Origin of the sequence: Sphingobium sp. B11D3B, from assembly GCF_025961735.1 — a bacterium.
In the GTDB taxonomy this organism is placed as follows: Bacteria; Pseudomonadota; Alphaproteobacteria; order Sphingomonadales; family Sphingomonadaceae; genus Sphingobium.
On sequence record NZ_JAOQOF010000001.1, the window covers coordinates 416,354 to 433,414 of the forward strand.

A 17,061-nucleotide genomic window follows, 5' to 3' on the forward strand; every position below is an offset into this window, starting at 1 on the left:
CGCAATGACCGATTCCTCAGACGATCCGGGCTTCGACCTTGGCGAACCGCCCCGGCCGCAAGCGGCTGTGGCGCCTGACGCGCCCGCCTATCGCGTGCTCGCCCGCGCCTATCGCCCGCAGACCTTTGCCGAGCTGATCGGCCAGGAAGCGATGGTGCGCACGCTCGCCAATGCGATCAAGCGCGAGCGTTTGCCCCACGCCTTCCTGATGACCGGCGTGCGCGGGGTGGGGAAGACGTCCACCGCGCGGCTGATCGCCAAGGCACTCAATTGCGTCGGTCCGGACGGGCAGGGCGGGCCGACGATCGATCCCTGCGGCGTCTGCGAACCGTGCAAGGCGATTGCCGAGGGGCGCCATATCGACGTGATCGAGATGGACGCGGCGAGCCACACCGGCGTCGATGATGTGCGCGAGATCATCGAGGCGGTGCGCTATGCGGCCGTCTCGGCGCGGTTCAAGATTTACATCATCGACGAAGTGCACATGCTCTCGCGCAATGCCTTCAATGCGTTGCTCAAGACTCTTGAGGAGCCGCCCGAGCATGTGAAGTTCCTGTTCGCCACCACCGAGGTGAACAAGGTGCCGATCACGGTGCTCTCCCGCTGCCAGCGCTTCGACCTGCGGCGGATTCCGGTGGAACTGCTGGTCGATAATTTCCGCATGATCTGCGGCAAGGAAGGGGTGGTTGCCGAAGACGACGCCCTGCGCCTCATTGCCACCGCCGCGGAAGGTTCCGCGCGCGATGGCCAGTCGATCCTTGATCAGGCGATTGCGCATGCCGGGGTTGGCGAGGATGGCCGGCCCTTCGTCCAGGCCGACCAGGTTCGCGAGATGCTCGGCCTGTCGGATCGCGGCGCGACGCGGCGGCTGTTCGACCAGATTCTCGATGGCGATGCCCCGGCGGTGCTGGCGACATTGGGCGAGCAGGAAGCGCTCGGCGTTGAGCCGCTCGCCACGGTGAATGCCTTGCTCGATCTCATCCATGCGGCGACGACGGCCAAGGCCGGGCGCGGCGCCGGGCTCGACCGCATGCCGGAGGCCGAGCGCGGCGCGATTGCCGGTTGGGCAGAGCAATTGTCTTTCCCGGTGCTCCATCGGTTGTGGCAATTGCTGCTCAAGGGCCATGCCGAGGTTGCTGCCGCAGCGCGGCCCCACGCGGCCTGCGAAATGGCGCTGCTGCGGCTGATCCACGCCTCAGCCATGCCGGACCCGGCCGAACTGGCGCGGCTCATCCGCGACGGTGCCGGTGGCGGGCAGACGAGCCCGACGATGCCGGCCCCTGCGCCCAGCGGGACGTTGAGCGAAGCGGCCCAGGCGGCCCCGAGCGCTCCGCCGCCCGCGCCGCCAGCCGCGCCTGAGCCGGAGTCGGAAGCGGCAACGCCAGCGCTGCCGACGGATTTTGCCGCGATGGTCGAGGCGCTCAAGGCGCGCCATGCCCGGCTCAGCGCGGAGCTGCATGATTATGTGAGCCTTGTGCATTATGCTCCGCCGGAACTGGCCTTCCGCATCCTCCAGCCGCTCGATGCCGATTTCCCCCGGCAAGTAGCGGCGGCGTTGCGTGAGGTGACGGGCGAGGTCTGGGATGTCCGCTCGACGGATGCCCACGGCCAGCCAAGCCTGCGCGAGCAGGAGCAGGCCGCCAAGGAAGCGCGGCTTGCCCAGATCAGCGCTGCGCCCATCGTGGCTGCTGCGCTGGAAGCATTCCCCGGAGCACGGCTCGTGGACCCGGATGATGAGCAATATAGGAGTGAAGGCTGATGAAGGACCTCAACGACATTCTCGGCATGGCCAGCCGGGTGCAGGAGGAAATGCAGAAGGCGCAGGCTGAACTCGACCATATCGAGGTCGAGGGTGCGTCCGGCGGCGGACTGGTCAAGGTGCGGGCGAGCGCCAAGGGCCGTATCCTCGGCCTTTCGGTTGACGAGAGCCTGATCGTGCCGGCCGACAAAACGATGCTGGAAGACCTGATTGTCGCCGCCTTCAACGATGCGCGCGCCAAGGCGGATGAAGCCGCCAACGAGCAGATGAGCAAGATGACTGCTGGTCTGCCGCTGCCGCCGGGCTTCAAGATGCCCTTCTGATCGGCGTAAAAAGGCGATAGTTTTTACCCGCGCTTAACCAGTTCGGCAGTCAGTAGCTTTTCGCGCCGTTGAAATGCGCGCGCGGCTGAACGATATGATGCATTGATCGTTTTTCGCGATGCGCGGGAAAAGCGACCGGGTTGTGAAGCGGCCCCTTCTGCACGAAGGCGGTTCGCAGGCTCAGGGGTAAGGCCCCCTGGCTGGATTGGAGTGACAATGGATCTTGATCTGCCTCTCTTGCCGCTGCGGGATATCGTCGTTTTCCCGCAGATGATCGTGCCCCTGTTCGTGGGACGCGACAAGAGCGTGACGGCGCTTGAAAAGGCGATGGCGGGCGACAAGGACATCTTCCTCGTCGCGCAGCTCGACCCGAGCGAGGACGATCCGGACCGGGAAGCGCTTTACGACATGGGCGTCATTGCCAGTATCGTGCAGATGCTCAAGCTGCCGGATGGCAATGTCCGCGTGCTGGTGGAAGGCAAGCAGCGCGCCTCGCTGACTGCGTTGACGGATGTCGAGGATCATATCGTCGCCACCGTTGCGCCGCTGGACGATATCGTCGTGGGCGGCGCGGAGGTCGAGGCGATGATGCGCTCGGTCACCGACCAGTTCGAGAATTACGCCAAGCTCAACAAGAAGCTGCCGGCGGAAGCTGCCGCGCAATTGCGCGAGATCACCGAGGCTGGTCGCCTGTCCGATTTCATTGCGGCCAACCTGGCCGTGAAGGTCGCCGACAAGCAGTCGCTGCTGGTCGAGGGCGATCCGCTCAAGCGTCTGGAAATGGTCTTTGCCTTCATGGAAGGCGAACTCGGCGTGCTGCAGGTCGAGAAGAAGATCCGTGGCCGCGTGAAGCGCCAGATGGAGAAGACCCAGCGCGAATATTATTTGAACGAGCAGCTCAAGGCGATCCAGCGCGAGCTGGGCGGCGGCGAAGGTGAGGAGGGCGATGAGCTTTCCGAACTGACCGAGAAGATCAAGAAGACCCGACTGAGCAAGGAAGCGCGCAGCAAGGCGGAAGCCGAGCTGAAGAAGCTGCGCTCCATGCAGCCCATGTCGGCCGAAGCGACGGTGGTCCGCAATTATCTCGATGCGCTGCTCGGCGTGCCGTGGGGCAAGAAGAGCAAGCTCAAAAAGGATCTGGTGAAGGCGCAGGACGTGCTGGATGCCGATCACTTCGCGCTCGACAAGGTCAAGGACCGGATCATCGAATATCTCGCCGTGCAGGCGCGCTCCGACAAGCTGAAAGGCCCGATCCTTTGCCTTGTTGGCCCGCCGGGTGTCGGCAAGACCTCGCTCGGTCGTTCCATCGCGAAGGCAACAGGACGCGAGTTCGTGCGCCAGTCGCTGGGCGGCGTACGGGACGAGGCCGAGATTCGGGGCCATCGCCGCACCTATATCGGCTCCATGCCGGGCAAGATCGCGTCCAACCTCAAAAAGGCCGGCGCGATGAACCCGCTGGTGCTGCTCGACGAGATCGACAAGCTGGGCCAGGATTTCCGCGGCGATCCGGCGTCCGCGCTGCTCGAGGTGCTGGACCCGGAGCAGAACAGCAAGTTCCAGGACCATTATCTGGAGATCGACCTCGATCTTTCGGACGTGATGTTCGTCACGACCGCCAACAGCCTCAATCTTCCGCAGGCGCTGCTGGACCGGATGGAGATCATCCGGCTGGAGGGCTACACCGAGGATGAAAAGCTGGAGATCGCCCAGCGGCATTTGATCGAGAAGCAGATCGAGGCCCATGGGCTGAAAGAAGGCGAATTCGCCATCGAGGAAGCCGCGCTGCGCGACCTCATTCGCTACTATACGCGGGAAGCGGGCGTGCGGACGCTGGAGCGCGAGATCGCGCGGCTGGCGCGCAAGGCCCTCCGCCGTATCCTCGAGGGCAAGGAAACCAGCGTGACCATCACGCCGGAGAATCTCGGCGATTATGCGGGCGTGCGGAAATTCCGTCACGGCATTTCCGAGGAAGAGCACCAGATCGGTGCCGTCACGGGCCTTGCCTGGACGGAAGTGGGCGGCGAACTGCTCACCATCGAATCGGTGACGGTCCCCGGCAAGGGCCAGATCAAGACGACCGGCAAGCTCGGCGACGTGATGACCGAGTCGGTGCAGGCGGCCTTCTCCTATGTGAAGGCGCGCGCCCCAGCTTATGGCATCAAGCCGAGCATCTTCAACCGCAAGGATATTCACATCCACCTTCCCGAAGGCGCCGTGCCCAAGGATGGGCCGAGCGCTGGTATCGGCATGGTGACGTCCATCGTCTCGACGCTGACCGGCATCCCCGTCCACAAGGATGTCGCGATGACCGGCGAAGTGACGCTGCGCGGCCGAGTTCTGCCCATTGGCGGGCTGAAGGAAAAGCTGCTCGCGGCGCTGCGCGGCGGAATCAAGACCGTGCTGATTCCGCAGGAGAATGAGAAGGACCTGGTGGAGATTCCGGCGAACATCAAGGAAGGCCTTGAAATCGTGCCGGTGAGCCATGTGGACGAGGTGCTTGCCCGGGCGCTCACCGGGGCGTTGACACCGATCGACTGGTCCGAGGAAGATGATCTCGCCGCCCAGCCTCCGATCGGCTCGGCAGCCGAGCATGAGCAGCGGATGCGGCACTGAGTCTCGCGATGATCGTCATGACGCCGATGCCCAAAACAGCCCGATTTGAAGTTAAGGGCGGTTAAGGATCGTCATAAATGGGCCGGTCCGTCGCCCGGACCGGACCGATCATCGTGAAAAACAGCGTAAATCAGGGTTTTTAACGGGTTTGAGGCGCAAATCTCTTTGACACTTGCGACGAAGCAAGCCTTTATGCGCGCCTTCGTCGCATGATTCCCACCACAAGTTTTCTCAAGAAGGGGGTTCCCAAGGCATGAACAAGCAGGATCTCATCAGTTCGGTCGCGGATCAGAGCGGCCTCACCAAGGCCGATGCGAACAAGGCTGTTGAGGCAGTGTTCGACGCGATCACCGCCGCTCTCAAGAAGGGCGATGAAGTTCGCCTCGTTGGCTTCGGCACGTTCTCCGTTTCGCAGCGCAAGGCCTCGACCGGTCGCAACCCGCGCACCGGCGAAACCATGGCGATCAAGGCCTCCAGCCAGCCGAAGTTCAAGGCCGGCAAGGGTCTCAAGGACGCCGTCAACTAATCAACTCGATCGATCGTTGCCCCGCGCTTTCCGGCCGGGGCACCGCTTGATTGGATCGCCGACAGGGAACGCGACGTCCCATGTCGGCAAAGGCCGGGCTCTGCCTGGCCTTTTTGATTTTCAGCCGGGGTGAGGGCTGAGGATGCCCGGTCTGCCGGGAAAAGCGTGCCAATCCCGAAAGGGGCGCGCTCTGTGCTTGACGGCGGTCCTCCCGGGGCATTATGGGCCGCCTCTCGATAGCGTCGATGGACGCTGTGGCGATCGTAGCTCAGTTGGTTAGAGCGCTGGTTTGTGGTACCAGAGGTCGCGGGTTCGGATCCCGTCGATCGCCCCATTTTCTTCTCCGAGATTTGGATGACTGGCCGCCGCGCTGCGTGCGCGGGGCTGACAGCCCGTCGCGCGCCGCCTATAGACACAGCATGGCAAAAACAGACGATGATCGGGAGGAAGGGCTGCGGCTCAATCCTCGCTATGACCGCGACGGGTTGATCACAGCCGTGGCGAGCAGTGTCGATACCGGCGAATTGCTGATGCTGGCGCATATGAACGCGCAGGCCCTGGCCGCGACGATCGAAACGCGTGTTGCCCATTTCTGGTCCCGCAGCCGGGGCAAGCTCTGGCGCAAGGGCGAGGAGTCCGGCAACGAACTCCACATCGTCGACATGCGGCTGGATTGCGATCAGGACGCCATCTGGCTGCTGGTCAAGCCCGTAGGGCCGGCGTGCCACACGGGCCGCGTCAGTTGCTTCTATCGCCGCGTCACGGATGACGGGCTTGAATGGATCGACCGCGAGCCGCACGCCCATTGAGCGGTAACGGATCTGTCGCTCAGTCTCGCCTGAACACCGGCGTGGAGGGGTTGATTTTCCGTTGACGTAAACGTAAACTGCGCGTCTGACCTTCACGGAAGGATGGATGCAATGACGAAGCTCCAGATGATTGCCGGCATTCCCCAGCCGGAACGGGACGGGCGGGAAGAGTTTTCGATCTCCGACCTGTGCGATGAATTCGAAGTGACGCCGCGCGCTCTGCGCTTTTACGAGGATGAGGAACTCATCTCGCCGCGCCGGCAGGGCCTGACGCGGGTCTACAGCCACCGCGATCGCGCGCGGCTCGCCTGGATCTTGCGCGGCAAGCGGGTGGGATTCAGCCTGGCCGAAATCCGCGACATGATCGACCTGTACGATGCCGGCGACGGTCGGCGCACCCAGCGCGAATTTACCGTCGCCAAATGCGAGGAGCGGATCGGATTGCTCCAGCGGCAGCGGCAGGATATCGACGAAGCGATTGAAGAGCTGAAGAATTTCGTCGCGCTCGTCGAGGAAAATCAGCGCCTGTCAGGCGAACTCAACTAAGACTTTCTACCACGGAGAGGCCCATGCCCAGCTATAAGGCGCCCGTCGCCGACACCATGTTCATCCTCAACGAGATCGTCGGGCTGGAGCGTCTGACGAACAATCCCGGCTTTGCTTCGGCGACCAGCGATATCGTTCAGGCCATTCTCGAAGAGGGCGGCAAGTTCGCCAGCGAGGTGCTCAGCCCGCTCAATGCCGTCGGCGACCAGATCGGCTGCAAGCGCAATGACGATGGCACGGTGACGACGCCGCCGGGCTTTCAGGAAGCCTTCGACCAGTTCGTCGCGGGTGGCTGGACCACGCTGCATGCGCCGGAGGAATATGGCGGGCAGGGGCTGCCCATCGTGCTGGCGATCGCCGCCGAGGAATATTTCACGGCATCGAACCACGGCTTCAACATGTATCACGGCCTGACCGGGGCCGCGGTCAGCGCGATCCTCGCCAAGGGCGACGATACGCTCAAGCAGAAATATGTGCCCAACATGGTCTCCGGCCAGTGGTGCGGCACCATGAACCTGACCGAGCCGCATTGCGGCACCGACCTCGGCCTCATCAAGACGCGCGCGCAGCCGCAGGATGATGGCAGCTACAAGATCACCGGCACCAAGATCTTCATCTCGGCCGGTGAGCACAGCATGGCCGAGAACATCATCCACCTCGTGCTGGCCAAGACGCCGGGCGCGCCCGCAGGCAGCAAGGGCATCTCGCTCTTCCTCGTGCCCAAGATGATGGTCAATGACGATGGCTCGCTGGGGGCGCACAATGCCGTCACCTGCGGCTCCATCGAGCACAAGATGGGCATTCACGGCAACGCCACTTGCGTCATGAACTATGACGATGCGACGGGCTGGATGATCGGCGAGGAGAATAAGGGCCTCGCTGCGATGTTCATCATGATGAACCAGGCGCGGCTCGGCGTGGGCCTTCAGGGCCTCGCGCAAGGTGAGCTGGCTTATCAGCAGGCGGTCCATTATGCGATGGACCGGCGGCAGGGCCGCGCACTGACCGGCGCTGCCGAGCCGGACAAGCCTGCCGATACGCTGTTCGTTCATCCCGATGTCCGCCGGATGCTGATGGAGTGCAAGGCGCTCACAGAGGGCCTGCGCGCGCTGGTACTGTGGGGCGCGCTGCAGGTCGATCTCATCAAATATGCGCCGACCGAGGAAGAGCGTCAGGCGGCGGATGACATCATCTCGCTGCTCACCCCGGTCATCAAGGGCTATGGCACGGACAAGGGCTTCGACGTCGCGGTGCTGGCGCAACAGGTGTTTGGCGGCCATGGCTACATCCGCGAATGGGGCGTGGAGCAGGCGGTGCGCGATGCGCGCATCACCATGATCTACGAAGGCACCAATGGCGTTCAGGCCATGGATCTGGTCGGCCGCAAGCTCCCCGCCAATGGCGGTCGCGCGGTGCGGGCGCTGTTCAAGATGGTCGCCCAGGATGTCGCCGCCGGCAAGGCCGTGCCGGAGACGGCTGCTATTGCCGAGGCTCTGGAGAAGGCGAATCAGCAACTGCAGGCTGCGACCATGTGGCTGATGCAGAATGCCATGCAGAACCCGAACAATGCCGGCGCCGCGGCTTACGCCTATATGCACATCACCGGCATCGTCGCGACGGGCATGATGTGGCTGCGCATGGCGATGGCCGCGCAGGCGCAGCTCAATGCCGGCACAGGCAATCCCGACTATATGAAGGCCAAGCTGGTGACGGCGCGCTACTTCGCCGAGCGCATCATGCCGGAAGCCGGCGCGCTGCGTCGCAAGATCGAGGGTGGCGCCGAGGTGCTCATGGAACTGCCGCCGGAGGCGTTCCTGACGGCAGCCTGATCGGGCTTATCCTGCGGGATCAAGAAGCGGCTTCCTCTCTCCGGAGAGGGAGCCGTTTTCACGTCGATGGCTGACGTTCAGGGCTTTGCAGATGCCGGCGCATCAGCCCGCAGCGGCGCCTTGAACAGCGCGGCGTCGCCGGGCTTGAGCGGCACCAGCTCGCCGCGCTGCATGTCGGCAACGGGGCGCGCGCCGTCCGGCAGGTTGATCCGCGAGCCTTCACCTCGTTCGTCGGCCAGCAGCTTGGGCGCGGGTGCGCTCGGCGTGCGGCGGACCATGCAGTTGACGCGCGGCACGTCGCGGAACTCGTCGCAATTGTAGAGCGTGCGCTCGATGCCGCTGTCCTTCATGCGGATATAGGAGAAGGACATGGAGGCGAGGCTGGTTTCCGCGACCGGGAAGCTGCGTGGCGTCGCCTTGTCGCTCGTCCAGGCCAGCAGGCGACACTGCGCGCGCCCGGCGCACAGGCGCGCGGCGGCGTCCGCATAGCGGGCGGGGTCACCACCCGGATCGAGCGTCATCACAAAGCCTGTGCCACCGGGTTCGATGGCAGCCAGCCGACCGGGGCCGATGCGCTTGCCGATATCCGCAGCGCCAAGCAAGGCCGGTGCGGTGGCGTCGTCGATCAGCGAGCCGGGCAGGGTGCCGGCCAGCGCGCCATCATCGGCATGGACAGGCGACAAAGCGGCGAGCTTGGCGATGGCGGGCTCGGCAGCGATGTTGAGGCTCCGCGCAAAGGCCGGCGGTGTGCCCCACCAGCCCTCCCAGCGGAAGAACAGGTGCGTATCGACCGCCGCGACCTTGTCGAGCGACTTGCTCCAGTAGGGCATCACCCAGTCGGTGTGATAATGGGTGCTGTAGCCGACAGGCGCATAGACATCGCCAGCGAGCATCCGCATGGCATTGCCCCGAGCGCGATCCCAGGCTGCCTGGGACGGGCGGCGCGCCATAGCGCCATCGCAAGTGAAGGTGAACTGGCAGCCGGTGGCCCGCTCCTGCCCTTGAAAGACCACGCCGCACACCGTCTTGGGGAAGGCGGGGTGGCGCAGGCGATTGAGCACCACCTGTCCCACCGCGCGCTGGCCCTTGGCGTCATCGCCGGCCTCATAGATCATCGCAGCGGCGAGACAGTCGGTTGCCCGACCCAGCGCCATCGCATCGCCCTTGAACGTGAAGGGGCGGGCGGCAGGATTGGGCGCGGTCGAGAACGGGATTTGCGCGTTCATCTGCCGGGCCTGATCGGGATGAGAGGCGTCGAGCACCAGCGGCTCGACGACGGGCACGGGGCTGTTATCCGGTGCCTTGGGCAGGGCTGTGCTCACGGCCTCGCTGCCGGACAGCGCGGTAACGCTGGTGCGATTGCCGATAGCGAGCAGCGCCAGAGCGCCGGTCAGGATCAGCCCTAGGAGGCCGGCCAGCACGAGTCGGCCCTGGCGCGAAGAGAGCGCCGGGAATGCCGATTTTCGCGCAATCAGACCGTTGCTTGCCATACGTCCTTCCGCCAAAGCCGCCATGCGCGGCCGGAGAGGGGCGGTATGTGTGCCTTTAGGCCGCGTTAGGCAAGAGCGGCACGGCCAGCCGCCCGGCCGCAGGGACGGCCGTGCCATAACGGGAAATTCCGGCCGGCAAGTCTTAACGGCTCGCCGGCACGGGATGGTCGACCCGGATCAGCCAGCTTCGGGCAGGAAGTCCGGCACCGAAAGATAGCGCTCGCCAGTATCGTAATTGAAGCCCAGCACCTTGGCGCCGGCGGGCAGTTCCGGCAGCTTCTGGGCAATGGCGGCGAGCGTCGCGCCGGAGGAGATGCCGACCAGCACGCCTTCCTCGCTGGCAGCGCGGCGGGCATAATCCTTGGCATCGGCGGGATCGACCTGGATCACGCCGTCCAGCAGATCGGTATGCAGATTGGCCGGGATGAAACCGGCGCCGATGCCCTGGATGGGGTGCGGGCCGGGCGCGCCGCCGCTGATGACCGGGGAGAGCGTCGGCTCCACGGCAAAGACCTTGAGGCCCGGCCACATTGCCTTGAGCACCTGCGCGCAGCCGGTGATGTGCCCGCCCGTGCCGACGCCGGTGATCAGTGCATCCAGCGGCTCGTCGGCGAAATCGTTGAAGATTTCCTGCGCCGTCGTGCGGACATGGACATCGATATTGGCCGGATTCTCGAATTGCTGCGGCATCCACGCACCGGGTGTGGCGGCCACGATCTCCAGCGCGCGCTCGATGGCGCCCTTCATGCCCTTTTCACGCGGGGTCAGGTCGAAGCTGGCGCCGTAGGCCAGCATCAGGCGGCGGCGCTCAAGGCTCATGCTCTCGGGCATGACGAGGACAAGCTTATAGCCCTTCACGGCGGCGACCATGGCAAGACCAATGCCGGTGTTGCCTGAGGTTGGCTCGACGATGACGCCACCGGGCTTGAGGCTGCCGTCCTTTTCCGCAGCCTCGATCATGGCCAGCGCGATGCGGTCCTTGATCGATCCGCCGGGGTTGGAGCGCTCGGACTTGATCCAGACATTCGCATCGCCAAACAGGCGGTTGAAGCGGATGTGCGGCGTGCCGCCGATCGTTTCGAGAATGGACGAGACTTTCATGGGCAATCCTCCATAAGGCGATCGATCAATTAAAACTTAATTGATAGAGATTTGCAAGGGGCGGACTCTATCCTTCTTTTGCGGGAGCAGCGCCCGCGTGGGAAGGTCGTAAATGAACCTCGGGCGGATCGAACGTCCGGGCGTTCCGCAATTCAGGGAAAAGGCGCGACCACCACAAGGTAATGGCGATTGCACCCACGCCGCCGGCAATCACAGCAGCGATCGGCCCGATGAGCGCGGCGAGAAAGCCCGACTCGGCATCGCCCAGCTCATTCGAGGCGGAAATTGTCATCATCGATACGCTGGTCACCCGGCCGCGCATGTCGTCGGGGGTGTGAAGCTGGATGAGTGATTGGCGGACGAACACAGAGAACATGTCCGCGCTGCCCCAGGTCGCCATGGCGAACAGGGCGACGATGATCGCGGTCTGCTGCGGCATGAAGGCGGTGAGGCCGAAGACAATGGTCGCCAACCCGAAGATGCCGACGGACAGCATCATTTTCAGCCCGACATTGTGGCGCAGCGGCCGGAACGAGAAGAACAGCGCCGTCAGACCCGCGCCGATGCCGGGCGCTGCGGCAAGATGTCCCAGGCCCTGCGAGCCGATATGGAGCACATCGCGCGCATAGACCGGCAGCAACGCCGTGGTGCCGGCGAGAAGCACGGCAAAGAGATCGAGCGTGATGGCACCGAAGACCAGCCGGTTGGTCCGCACATAGGTGAGGCCATCGATGATCTGGCCGATCGGATGACGGTCGCGCTGGCGGGCCGCTTGCGGCACCTTGCCGACGAAGATCATGCCAATGACCGCCACGCCAAACAGTGCGCTGCTGAACATGTAGGCAAAATAGGGCTTGAACGCGTAGGCATAGCCGGCGACGGCCGGCCCGACGATGCTGCCGGCCTGCCAGAACATGCTGCTGAATGCGATGGCGCGGGGCAGCAGGTCCTTGGGGACGATGTTCGGGCCCAGAGAGCCGAGCGCTGGCCCCTGGAAGGCGCGGGCAAAGCCGATCAGCGCGGCGAGGGCGAAGATCAGCGGCAGGCTGATCCACCCTTCATAGCTGGAAAGCGCCAAAATCCCTGCCGAGAAGAGCAGCAGCGAGAGCGTGCCCATGGCGATGCGGGTGCGCGAATAATTGTCCGCGACAAGCCCCGCAAACGGCGTCAGCACGAAGACCATGACGAACTGGATGAGGCCGATCAGCCCCAATTGCGCCGCCGACTGCCCGGGAGACATGGTCTGGCGCGCGATGTTGTAGGCTTCCCATGCGATGATCAGCGCCATGCCGTTCGATGCGAGGATCGTCGACAGGCGGACCATCAGATAGGCGCGGAAGGCGCCGATCTGAAAGGGATGGGTCGGTGGCTTGCGCCCGGCGGTGCCGTCAGGCTCGCGAGAAGATGGGCTGACCATGCATGTTCCTTGGCGCAAGGCTGGCGACGGCGCAACGGACCAAAACGCGCGCATGGCAAAGATTTTCGATTGCCGCGCGCCTCCGCTTGGGCGGAACGAAAAAGGCCCGGCAGGAACCCACGCTCCGCCGGGCCGAGTTTGAGCACTGGGGCTGCCAGCGCCCTTCGGGTCGCAGCTCCGCCCTAAGAAAACAGGGTTAATGAGTCATCAGGAAATAAAGCAGCTTGTCATTTTTCCTGGGGCACCTGCGGCGTCATGAACACAATTGTGCCGCCTGAGGTACCGCACCTCAGGCGAGGCTGATGAAGCTGTCCAGAACCCGCTTGGCGCCGGCCTGCTCGAAATCGATCTCCAGCTTGTTGCCCTCGATGCCCGTCACCGTCCCATATCCGAATTTCTGGTGGAAGACGCGGGTGCCGAGGCTGACGTCGCTGCGGCCCTTGTTACCGAGGCTCACCGCGCTCTGCCGCGCTTCGACGAGGCGCGTCGGCTCACGCGAGAACTGGCTTTGCGCCCGTTGCCAGCCCGGGCCGCGTCCTGAACCGCGCGCCACATTGGCGAAGGGATCGTCCCGCTCGGACCAGTTGGCGCGCCACAGGCTGGCGCCGCCGGACATGGTGTTTTCCTCGTCGACCGTCTCCTTGGGCAATTCGCCGATGAAGCGGGACGGGATGGAACTGGTCCACTGGCCATAGACCCGCCTATTGGCGGCGTGCAGGATCAGGCAGCGCTGGCGCGCGCGGGTGATCGCCACATAAGCCAGCCGACGCTCTTCCTCCAGGCTGGCAAGGCCGCCTTCATCGAGCGCGCGTTGCGAGGGGAACAGGCCATCCTCCCAGCCAGCCAGGAACACGGTGTCGAACTCCAGCCCCTTGGCAGCGTGGATGGTCATCAGCGTGACCTTGGCTTCATCGGCCTGCGCCTCATTGTCCATGACCAGGCTGACATGCTCGAGGAAGGCCCCGAGCGTCTCATATTCCTCCATGGCGCGGGTGAGTTCCTGCAGGTTTTCCAGTCGCCCGCTGGCCTCCGTCGTACGCTCGGCCTGCAGCGCAGCGGTGTAACCGCTCTCGTCGAGTATCTGGCGCGCGAGATCGGCGTGGTTCATCGCATTGGCGAGATCGCGCCAGCGGGCGAGATCGCCGATGAACCGCCCCAGCGAGCGCCGTGCCTGCGGGGTCAGCTCGTCCGTGTCGAGAATACGGGCCGCCGCGCTGGTGAGCGGCTCGCCCATGGCGCGGGCGAGGCGATGGACCTTCTCGACCGCCCTGTCGCCAAGGCCGCGCTTGGGGACATTGACGATCCGCTCAAAGGCAAGATCGTCCGCGGGCTGATTGACGAGGCGCAGATAAGCCAGCGCATCGCGAATTTCAGCGCGCTCGTAGAAGCGGAAGCCGCCGACGATGCGGTAGGGCAGGCCGATCTGGATGAAGCGGTCCTCGAACTCGCGAGTCTGGAAGGAGGCGCGCACAAGAATGGCGATCTTCTCGGCGCCGACGCCCTGCCGTTCCAGCGATTCGATCTCCTCGCCGACGCGGCGGGCCTCTTCCGGCCCGTCCCACACGCCGATGACGCGCAGCTTCTCGCCATCGGCCTCCTGCGTCCACAAGGTCTTGCCGAGCCGTCCGCCATTCTGCGCGATGACGCCGGAGGCCGCGGCGAGGATATGCGGCGTCGAGCGATAATTCTGCTCCAGCCTGATGATCGCGGCGCCGGGAAAATCGCGCTCGAAGCGCAGGATGTTCGCCACTTCCGCGCCGCGCCAGCTATAGATGCTCTGGTCATCATCGCCAACGCAGCAGATGTTCTTGCGCTGCTGGGCGAGCAGCCGCAGCCAGAGATACTGGCTGGTGTTGGTGTCCTGATATTCGTCCACCATGATGTAGCGGAAGCGCTGCTGATATTGCTCCAGCACCTCACGATCGGTCTTGAAGATCGTCAGCATGTGCAGCAGCAGATCGCCGAAATCGCAGGCGTTGAGCGCGCGCAGGCGGGCCTGATACAGCGCATAGATCGCCGCGCCCTTGCCATTGGCGAAGGCCTCGCTCTCGCCCGCGTCGATCTCGCCGGGTGTGAGGCCCTTGTTCTTCCACTTGTCGATAAGGCCGGCCAGCGCGCGGGCGGTGAAGCGCTTCTCATCGATCCCCTCGGCGACGATGATCTGCTTCATCAGGCGCAGCTGGTCGTCGGTATCCAGAATCGTGAAGTTGCTCTGCAGCCCGACCAGTTCGGCATGGCGGCGCAGCATCTTGGCGCAGACTGAGTGGAAAGTACCGAGCCAGGGCATGCCCTCGACCGCTTCGCCGATCATTCGCCCCACGCGCTCGCGCATCTCGCGGGCGGCCTTGTTGGTGAAGGTGACGCACAGGATCTCTGATGGCCAGGCGCGGCGGGTCGCCACCAGATGGGCGAGGCGCGCAGTCAGCGCTGCCGTCTTGCCCGTGCCGGCGCCGGCCAGAACCAGAACCGGCCCTTCCGTGGTCAGCACAGCCTCGCGCTGCGGCGCATTGAGGCCCTGGATATAAGGCGGGTCGGCAGGAGAGGGGGCTGGCAAAGGATCGGTCACAGGCGAACAACTAGGGAACGGGTGGGGCCGGGGCAAGGGCCTTGGCGTGCGTTCCGACCGCTTCATCCCGATTACGCCCCCGGCGGTCTGCGGCGGATGGTTCGCACGGAACGGCTGTCCCACTGCGGGATTTCCATCCCACAAGAACGATCACTCATAGGAGGATGCGATCATGCGCTTCTCAACCATTCTCGCCTGCGGTGCCGCTTCGGCACTGGCCTTCGCTGCCCACGCACAAGACATGCCGCCGCCGGGTGGAGCGCCAGCCGGCCCGCCGTCCGCGACCGCGCCGATGCCGGGCGACACACCCGGGCCGATGCCGGGCGGGACGGACACCATGCCCCCGCCGACTGGTAACCCCATGCCCGGCGATGGCATGAACCCGCCGCCGCCGCCGCCTGCTCCCCCGCCGCCCCCTGCACCCGGCGGCACGATGACGCCGCCGCCTCCGCCCCCCGGTGGTGGTCAGGTTGAGATGATGCCGCAGCGGCCCGTGGAGCAGACCGCTCCGCAGCCCCCGGCAGAATATCCGGTCTGCTCGCGCACCGTGAAGGACGGGTGTAAGAACCCTGGCGGGCAATAACTAACTGAGCTTCTGCTGAGGTCGGCCTCCGTCTAGGTCGCTGGCCTCAGCAGGACCAATTTGGCCTTGCCGACCACGCGCTCGGCATCGCAATCGAAGCCTTTGACCGCGATCTCTTCCCGCTTTTCGGTCTCGATGCTCACCCAGGTGCTGGGGCCGACCCAGCCGAGCCGGGCGAGCTTGTCCAGAGCGACGGCACCCGCGCCGGTACCATAAGGCGGGTCCATGAAAATCACATCCAGCGGCGCCGACGTGGCGCCAATCGCGAGAACATCGTTCTGGCGGATGTCGGGGCGCGCGAGTCCCAGCTTTTCTGCGTTCTTGCGCAAGGCGGCGATCGCAGCCCGGTCGCGCTCGACGAACAGGCATGTCCCTGCCCCGCGCGAGAGTGCCTCGAGGCCCAGCGCGCCGGAGCCGGCAAAGAAATCGCCCACCGCCAGCCCTTCGAATGAGCCCAGCCGGCTGGTGAGCATCGAAAACAGTGTCTCGCGTGTGCGATCCGCTGTCGGGCGCGTTTCCTCGCCGACTGGCGCCACCAGCGGGCGGCCCCGCCATTGTCCTGAAATGATCCTCATTTGAGCGTCTTGCGGAACTTGATGAGATCGACCTGGCGCACCTCGGCCACTTCAGCAGGCGCTGAATCGCCCAGCACGAACGGACCGTAGCGGGTCCGGATCAGCCGGCTGACCTTGAGGCCGAGATGTTCGAGCACGCGCCGCACTTCGCGGTTCTTGCCTTCGGTCAGGGTCATTTCGATCCATTGATTGCGCCCGGTCCGCCGCTCCAGATTGGCGTCGATGCGACCATAGCGCATCCCCTCGATCTCGACGCCCTCGATCAGCTCTTCAAGTTGCGCCTGACTGATCTCCCCGAACGCGCGCGCGCGATAGGTGCGCTCGACACCGGTGGAAGGCAGTTCCAACTGCCGCTTCAACTCGCCATCGGTGGTGAGCAGCAGCAGGCCTTCTGTGTTGAGATCGAGCCGGCCGACCGGCATTACGCGCGGCAGGTCCGCGGGCAAGCGATCATAAATGGTCGGTCGCCCGGCAGGGTCTTTAGCGGTGGTGAGGAGACCTGCGGGTTTGTGGAACAGGAACATGCGGGCCGGTGCGGGTTCCTTAACCGCCACGCCATCCACGGTCACGCCGCGCAGCGACTTGAGCAAGGTTGCGGGCGTTTCCACCAGCGTGCCGTTCAGCGCCACGCGCCCTTCTGCGATCATCCGCTCGACATCCCGGCGGGAGGCGACGCCCGCGCGGGCCATCAGCTTGGCGATGCGCTCGCCCTCGCGCGCCGTGCCATCATCGGCGGCCTGGCGCACTTGCGGCGTGACGCGGCCTGCGCCCCGGCGCGCTCTGGGCGGCTGGGCTCGACGATCGGTTGCGCCGGCTGCAGGGCGCTGGGGACGGCGAGGTCCGGAAGGTCCACGAGTGTTCGACAAAATCTGTGTCCGTTTTTGGGGCGGCTGTGTCATCGCTGCACTGGCGAATCGCAGCCGC

14 protein-coding genes and 1 tRNA gene are annotated in these 17,061 nt (G+C 64.8%); 9 read left to right on the forward strand and 6 right to left on the reverse strand.

Annotation, left to right across the window (positions count from 1 at the left end; genetic code table 11):
- The first annotated feature begins 4 nt into the window (after positions 1-4).
- From M2333_RS01995 to M2333_RS02030, 8 genes are all read left to right on the forward strand, one after another.
- A complete protein-coding gene (locus M2333_RS01995; protein ID WP_264610697.1) occupies positions 5-1,759 on the forward strand; it encodes a DNA polymerase III subunit gamma/tau in 1,755 nt (584 codons plus the stop codon).
- Positions 1,759-2,082, forward strand: coding sequence for a YbaB/EbfC family nucleoid-associated protein (locus M2333_RS02000; protein WP_264610698.1), 324 nt, complete (start codon positions 1,759-1,761; stop codon positions 2,080-2,082). The genes M2333_RS01995 and M2333_RS02000 overlap by 1 nt, the downstream gene beginning before the upstream one ends.
- Before the next feature lie 216 nt (positions 2,083-2,298).
- The gene (lon, locus tag M2333_RS02005) at positions 2,299-4,695 is read left to right on the forward strand and encodes an endopeptidase La (protein ID WP_264610699.1); all 2,397 of its coding nucleotides are present in this window, start codon (positions 2,299-2,301) and stop codon (positions 4,693-4,695) included.
- A 253-nt stretch (positions 4,696-4,948) separates the two neighbouring features.
- The gene (locus M2333_RS02010) at positions 4,949-5,221 is read left to right on the forward strand and encodes an HU family DNA-binding protein (RefSeq protein ID WP_181560266.1); all 273 of its coding nucleotides are present in this window, start codon (positions 4,949-4,951) and stop codon (positions 5,219-5,221) included.
- A gap of 257 nt (positions 5,222-5,478) precedes the next feature.
- Positions 5,479-5,555: transfer RNA gene (locus M2333_RS02015), tRNA-His, on the forward strand.
- Positions 5,556-5,640: 85 nt separating this feature from the next.
- Positions 5,641-6,030, forward strand: coding sequence for a phosphoribosyl-AMP cyclohydrolase (gene hisI, locus M2333_RS02020; protein ID WP_264610700.1), 390 nt, complete (start codon positions 5,641-5,643; stop codon positions 6,028-6,030).
- A gap of 111 nt (positions 6,031-6,141) precedes the next feature.
- A complete protein-coding gene (locus M2333_RS02025; RefSeq protein ID WP_181560264.1) occupies positions 6,142-6,576 on the forward strand; it encodes a MerR family transcriptional regulator in 435 nt (144 codons plus the stop codon).
- Positions 6,577-6,599: 23 nt separating this feature from the next.
- Positions 6,600-8,405, forward strand: a complete 1,806-nt coding sequence (locus M2333_RS02030; RefSeq protein WP_264610701.1) for an acyl-CoA dehydrogenase C-terminal domain-containing protein — start codon at positions 6,600-6,602, stop codon at positions 8,403-8,405.
- 77 nt (positions 8,406-8,482) lie between these two features.
- Here the strand turns inward: M2333_RS02030 and M2333_RS02035 are convergent, their stop codons facing one another.
- The 4 genes from M2333_RS02035 to M2333_RS02050 all read right to left on the reverse strand — a co-directional run bounded on the left by M2333_RS02035 (position 8,483) and on the right by M2333_RS02050 (position 15,045).
- The gene (locus M2333_RS02035) at positions 8,483-9,895 is read right to left on the reverse strand and encodes a cell wall hydrolase (protein WP_264610702.1); all 1,413 of its coding nucleotides are present in this window, start codon (positions 9,893-9,895) and stop codon (positions 8,483-8,485) included.
- Positions 9,896-10,072: 177 nt separating this feature from the next.
- The gene (cysK, locus tag M2333_RS02040; protein WP_181560261.1) at positions 10,073-10,996 is read right to left on the reverse strand and encodes a cysteine synthase A; all 924 of its coding nucleotides are present in this window, start codon (positions 10,994-10,996) and stop codon (positions 10,073-10,075) included.
- Positions 10,997-11,063: 67 nt separating this feature from the next.
- Positions 11,064-12,413 (reverse strand): MFS transporter, encoded by a 1,350-nt coding sequence (locus tag M2333_RS02045; protein WP_181560260.1) that lies wholly within the window; start codon positions 12,411-12,413, stop codon positions 11,064-11,066.
- Between the two features lie 289 nt (positions 12,414-12,702).
- On the reverse strand, positions 12,703-15,045 hold the full coding sequence (locus M2333_RS02050) for an ATP-dependent helicase (protein ID WP_264610703.1): 2,343 nt from the start codon (positions 15,043-15,045) through the stop codon (positions 12,703-12,705).
- 106 nt (positions 15,046-15,151) lie between these two features.
- On the opposite strand from M2333_RS02050, the gene M2333_RS02055 reads away from it, so the two are divergent.
- Positions 15,152-15,562 (forward strand): hypothetical protein, encoded by a 411-nt coding sequence (locus M2333_RS02055; RefSeq protein ID WP_264604955.1) that lies wholly within the window; start codon positions 15,152-15,154, stop codon positions 15,560-15,562.
- A gap of 32 nt (positions 15,563-15,594) precedes the next feature.
- On the opposite strand, the gene rsmD is transcribed toward M2333_RS02055, so the two are convergent.
- Positions 15,595-16,137, reverse strand: a complete 543-nt coding sequence (gene rsmD, locus M2333_RS02060) for a 16S rRNA (guanine(966)-N(2))-methyltransferase RsmD (protein ID WP_264610704.1) — start codon at positions 16,135-16,137, stop codon at positions 15,595-15,597.
- The gene (locus M2333_RS02065) at positions 16,134-17,036 is read right to left on the reverse strand and encodes a pseudouridine synthase (RefSeq protein ID WP_264587605.1); all 903 of its coding nucleotides are present in this window, start codon (positions 17,034-17,036) and stop codon (positions 16,134-16,136) included. Before M2333_RS02065 ends, rsmD begins: the two co-directional genes overlap by 4 nt.
- Positions 17,037-17,061 lie beyond the last annotated feature (25 nt).

Bases quoted from the DNA above. Each gene is read 5' to 3' on its own strand.
- rsmD (WP_264610704.1), bottom strand. From the start codon at position 16,137: ATGAGGATCATTTCAGGACAATGGCGGGGCCGCCCGCTGGTGGCGCCA.
- cysK (WP_181560261.1), bottom strand. From the start codon at position 10,996: ATGAAAGTCTCGTCCATTCTCGAAACGATCGGCGGCACGCCGCACATC.
- M2333_RS02010 (WP_181560266.1), top strand. From the start codon at position 4,949: ATGAACAAGCAGGATCTCATCAGTTCGGTCGCGGATCAGAGCGGCCTC.
- M2333_RS02045 (WP_181560260.1), bottom strand. From the start codon at position 12,413: ATGGTCAGCCCATCTTCTCGCGAGCCTGACGGCACCGCCGGGCGCAAG.
- hisI (WP_264610700.1), top strand. From the start codon at position 5,641: ATGGCAAAAACAGACGATGATCGGGAGGAAGGGCTGCGGCTCAATCCT.
- lon (WP_264610699.1), top strand. From the start codon at position 2,299: ATGGATCTTGATCTGCCTCTCTTGCCGCTGCGGGATATCGTCGTTTTC.
- M2333_RS02050 (WP_264610703.1), bottom strand. From the start codon at position 15,045: ATGAAGCGGTCGGAACGCACGCCAAGGCCCTTGCCCCGGCCCCACCCG.
- M2333_RS02025 (WP_181560264.1), top strand. From the start codon at position 6,142: ATGACGAAGCTCCAGATGATTGCCGGCATTCCCCAGCCGGAACGGGAC.
- M2333_RS01995 (WP_264610697.1), top strand. From the start codon at position 5: ATGACCGATTCCTCAGACGATCCGGGCTTCGACCTTGGCGAACCGCCC.
- M2333_RS02065 (WP_264587605.1), bottom strand. From the start codon at position 17,036: ATGACACAGCCGCCCCAAAAACGGACACAGATTTTGTCGAACACTCGT.
- M2333_RS02030 (WP_264610701.1), top strand. From the start codon at position 6,600: ATGCCCAGCTATAAGGCGCCCGTCGCCGACACCATGTTCATCCTCAAC.
- M2333_RS02055 (WP_264604955.1), top strand. From the start codon at position 15,152: ATGCGCTTCTCAACCATTCTCGCCTGCGGTGCCGCTTCGGCACTGGCC.
- M2333_RS02035 (WP_264610702.1), bottom strand. From the start codon at position 9,895: ATGGCAAGCAACGGTCTGATTGCGCGAAAATCGGCATTCCCGGCGCTC.
- M2333_RS02000 (WP_264610698.1), top strand. From the start codon at position 1,759: ATGAAGGACCTCAACGACATTCTCGGCATGGCCAGCCGGGTGCAGGAG.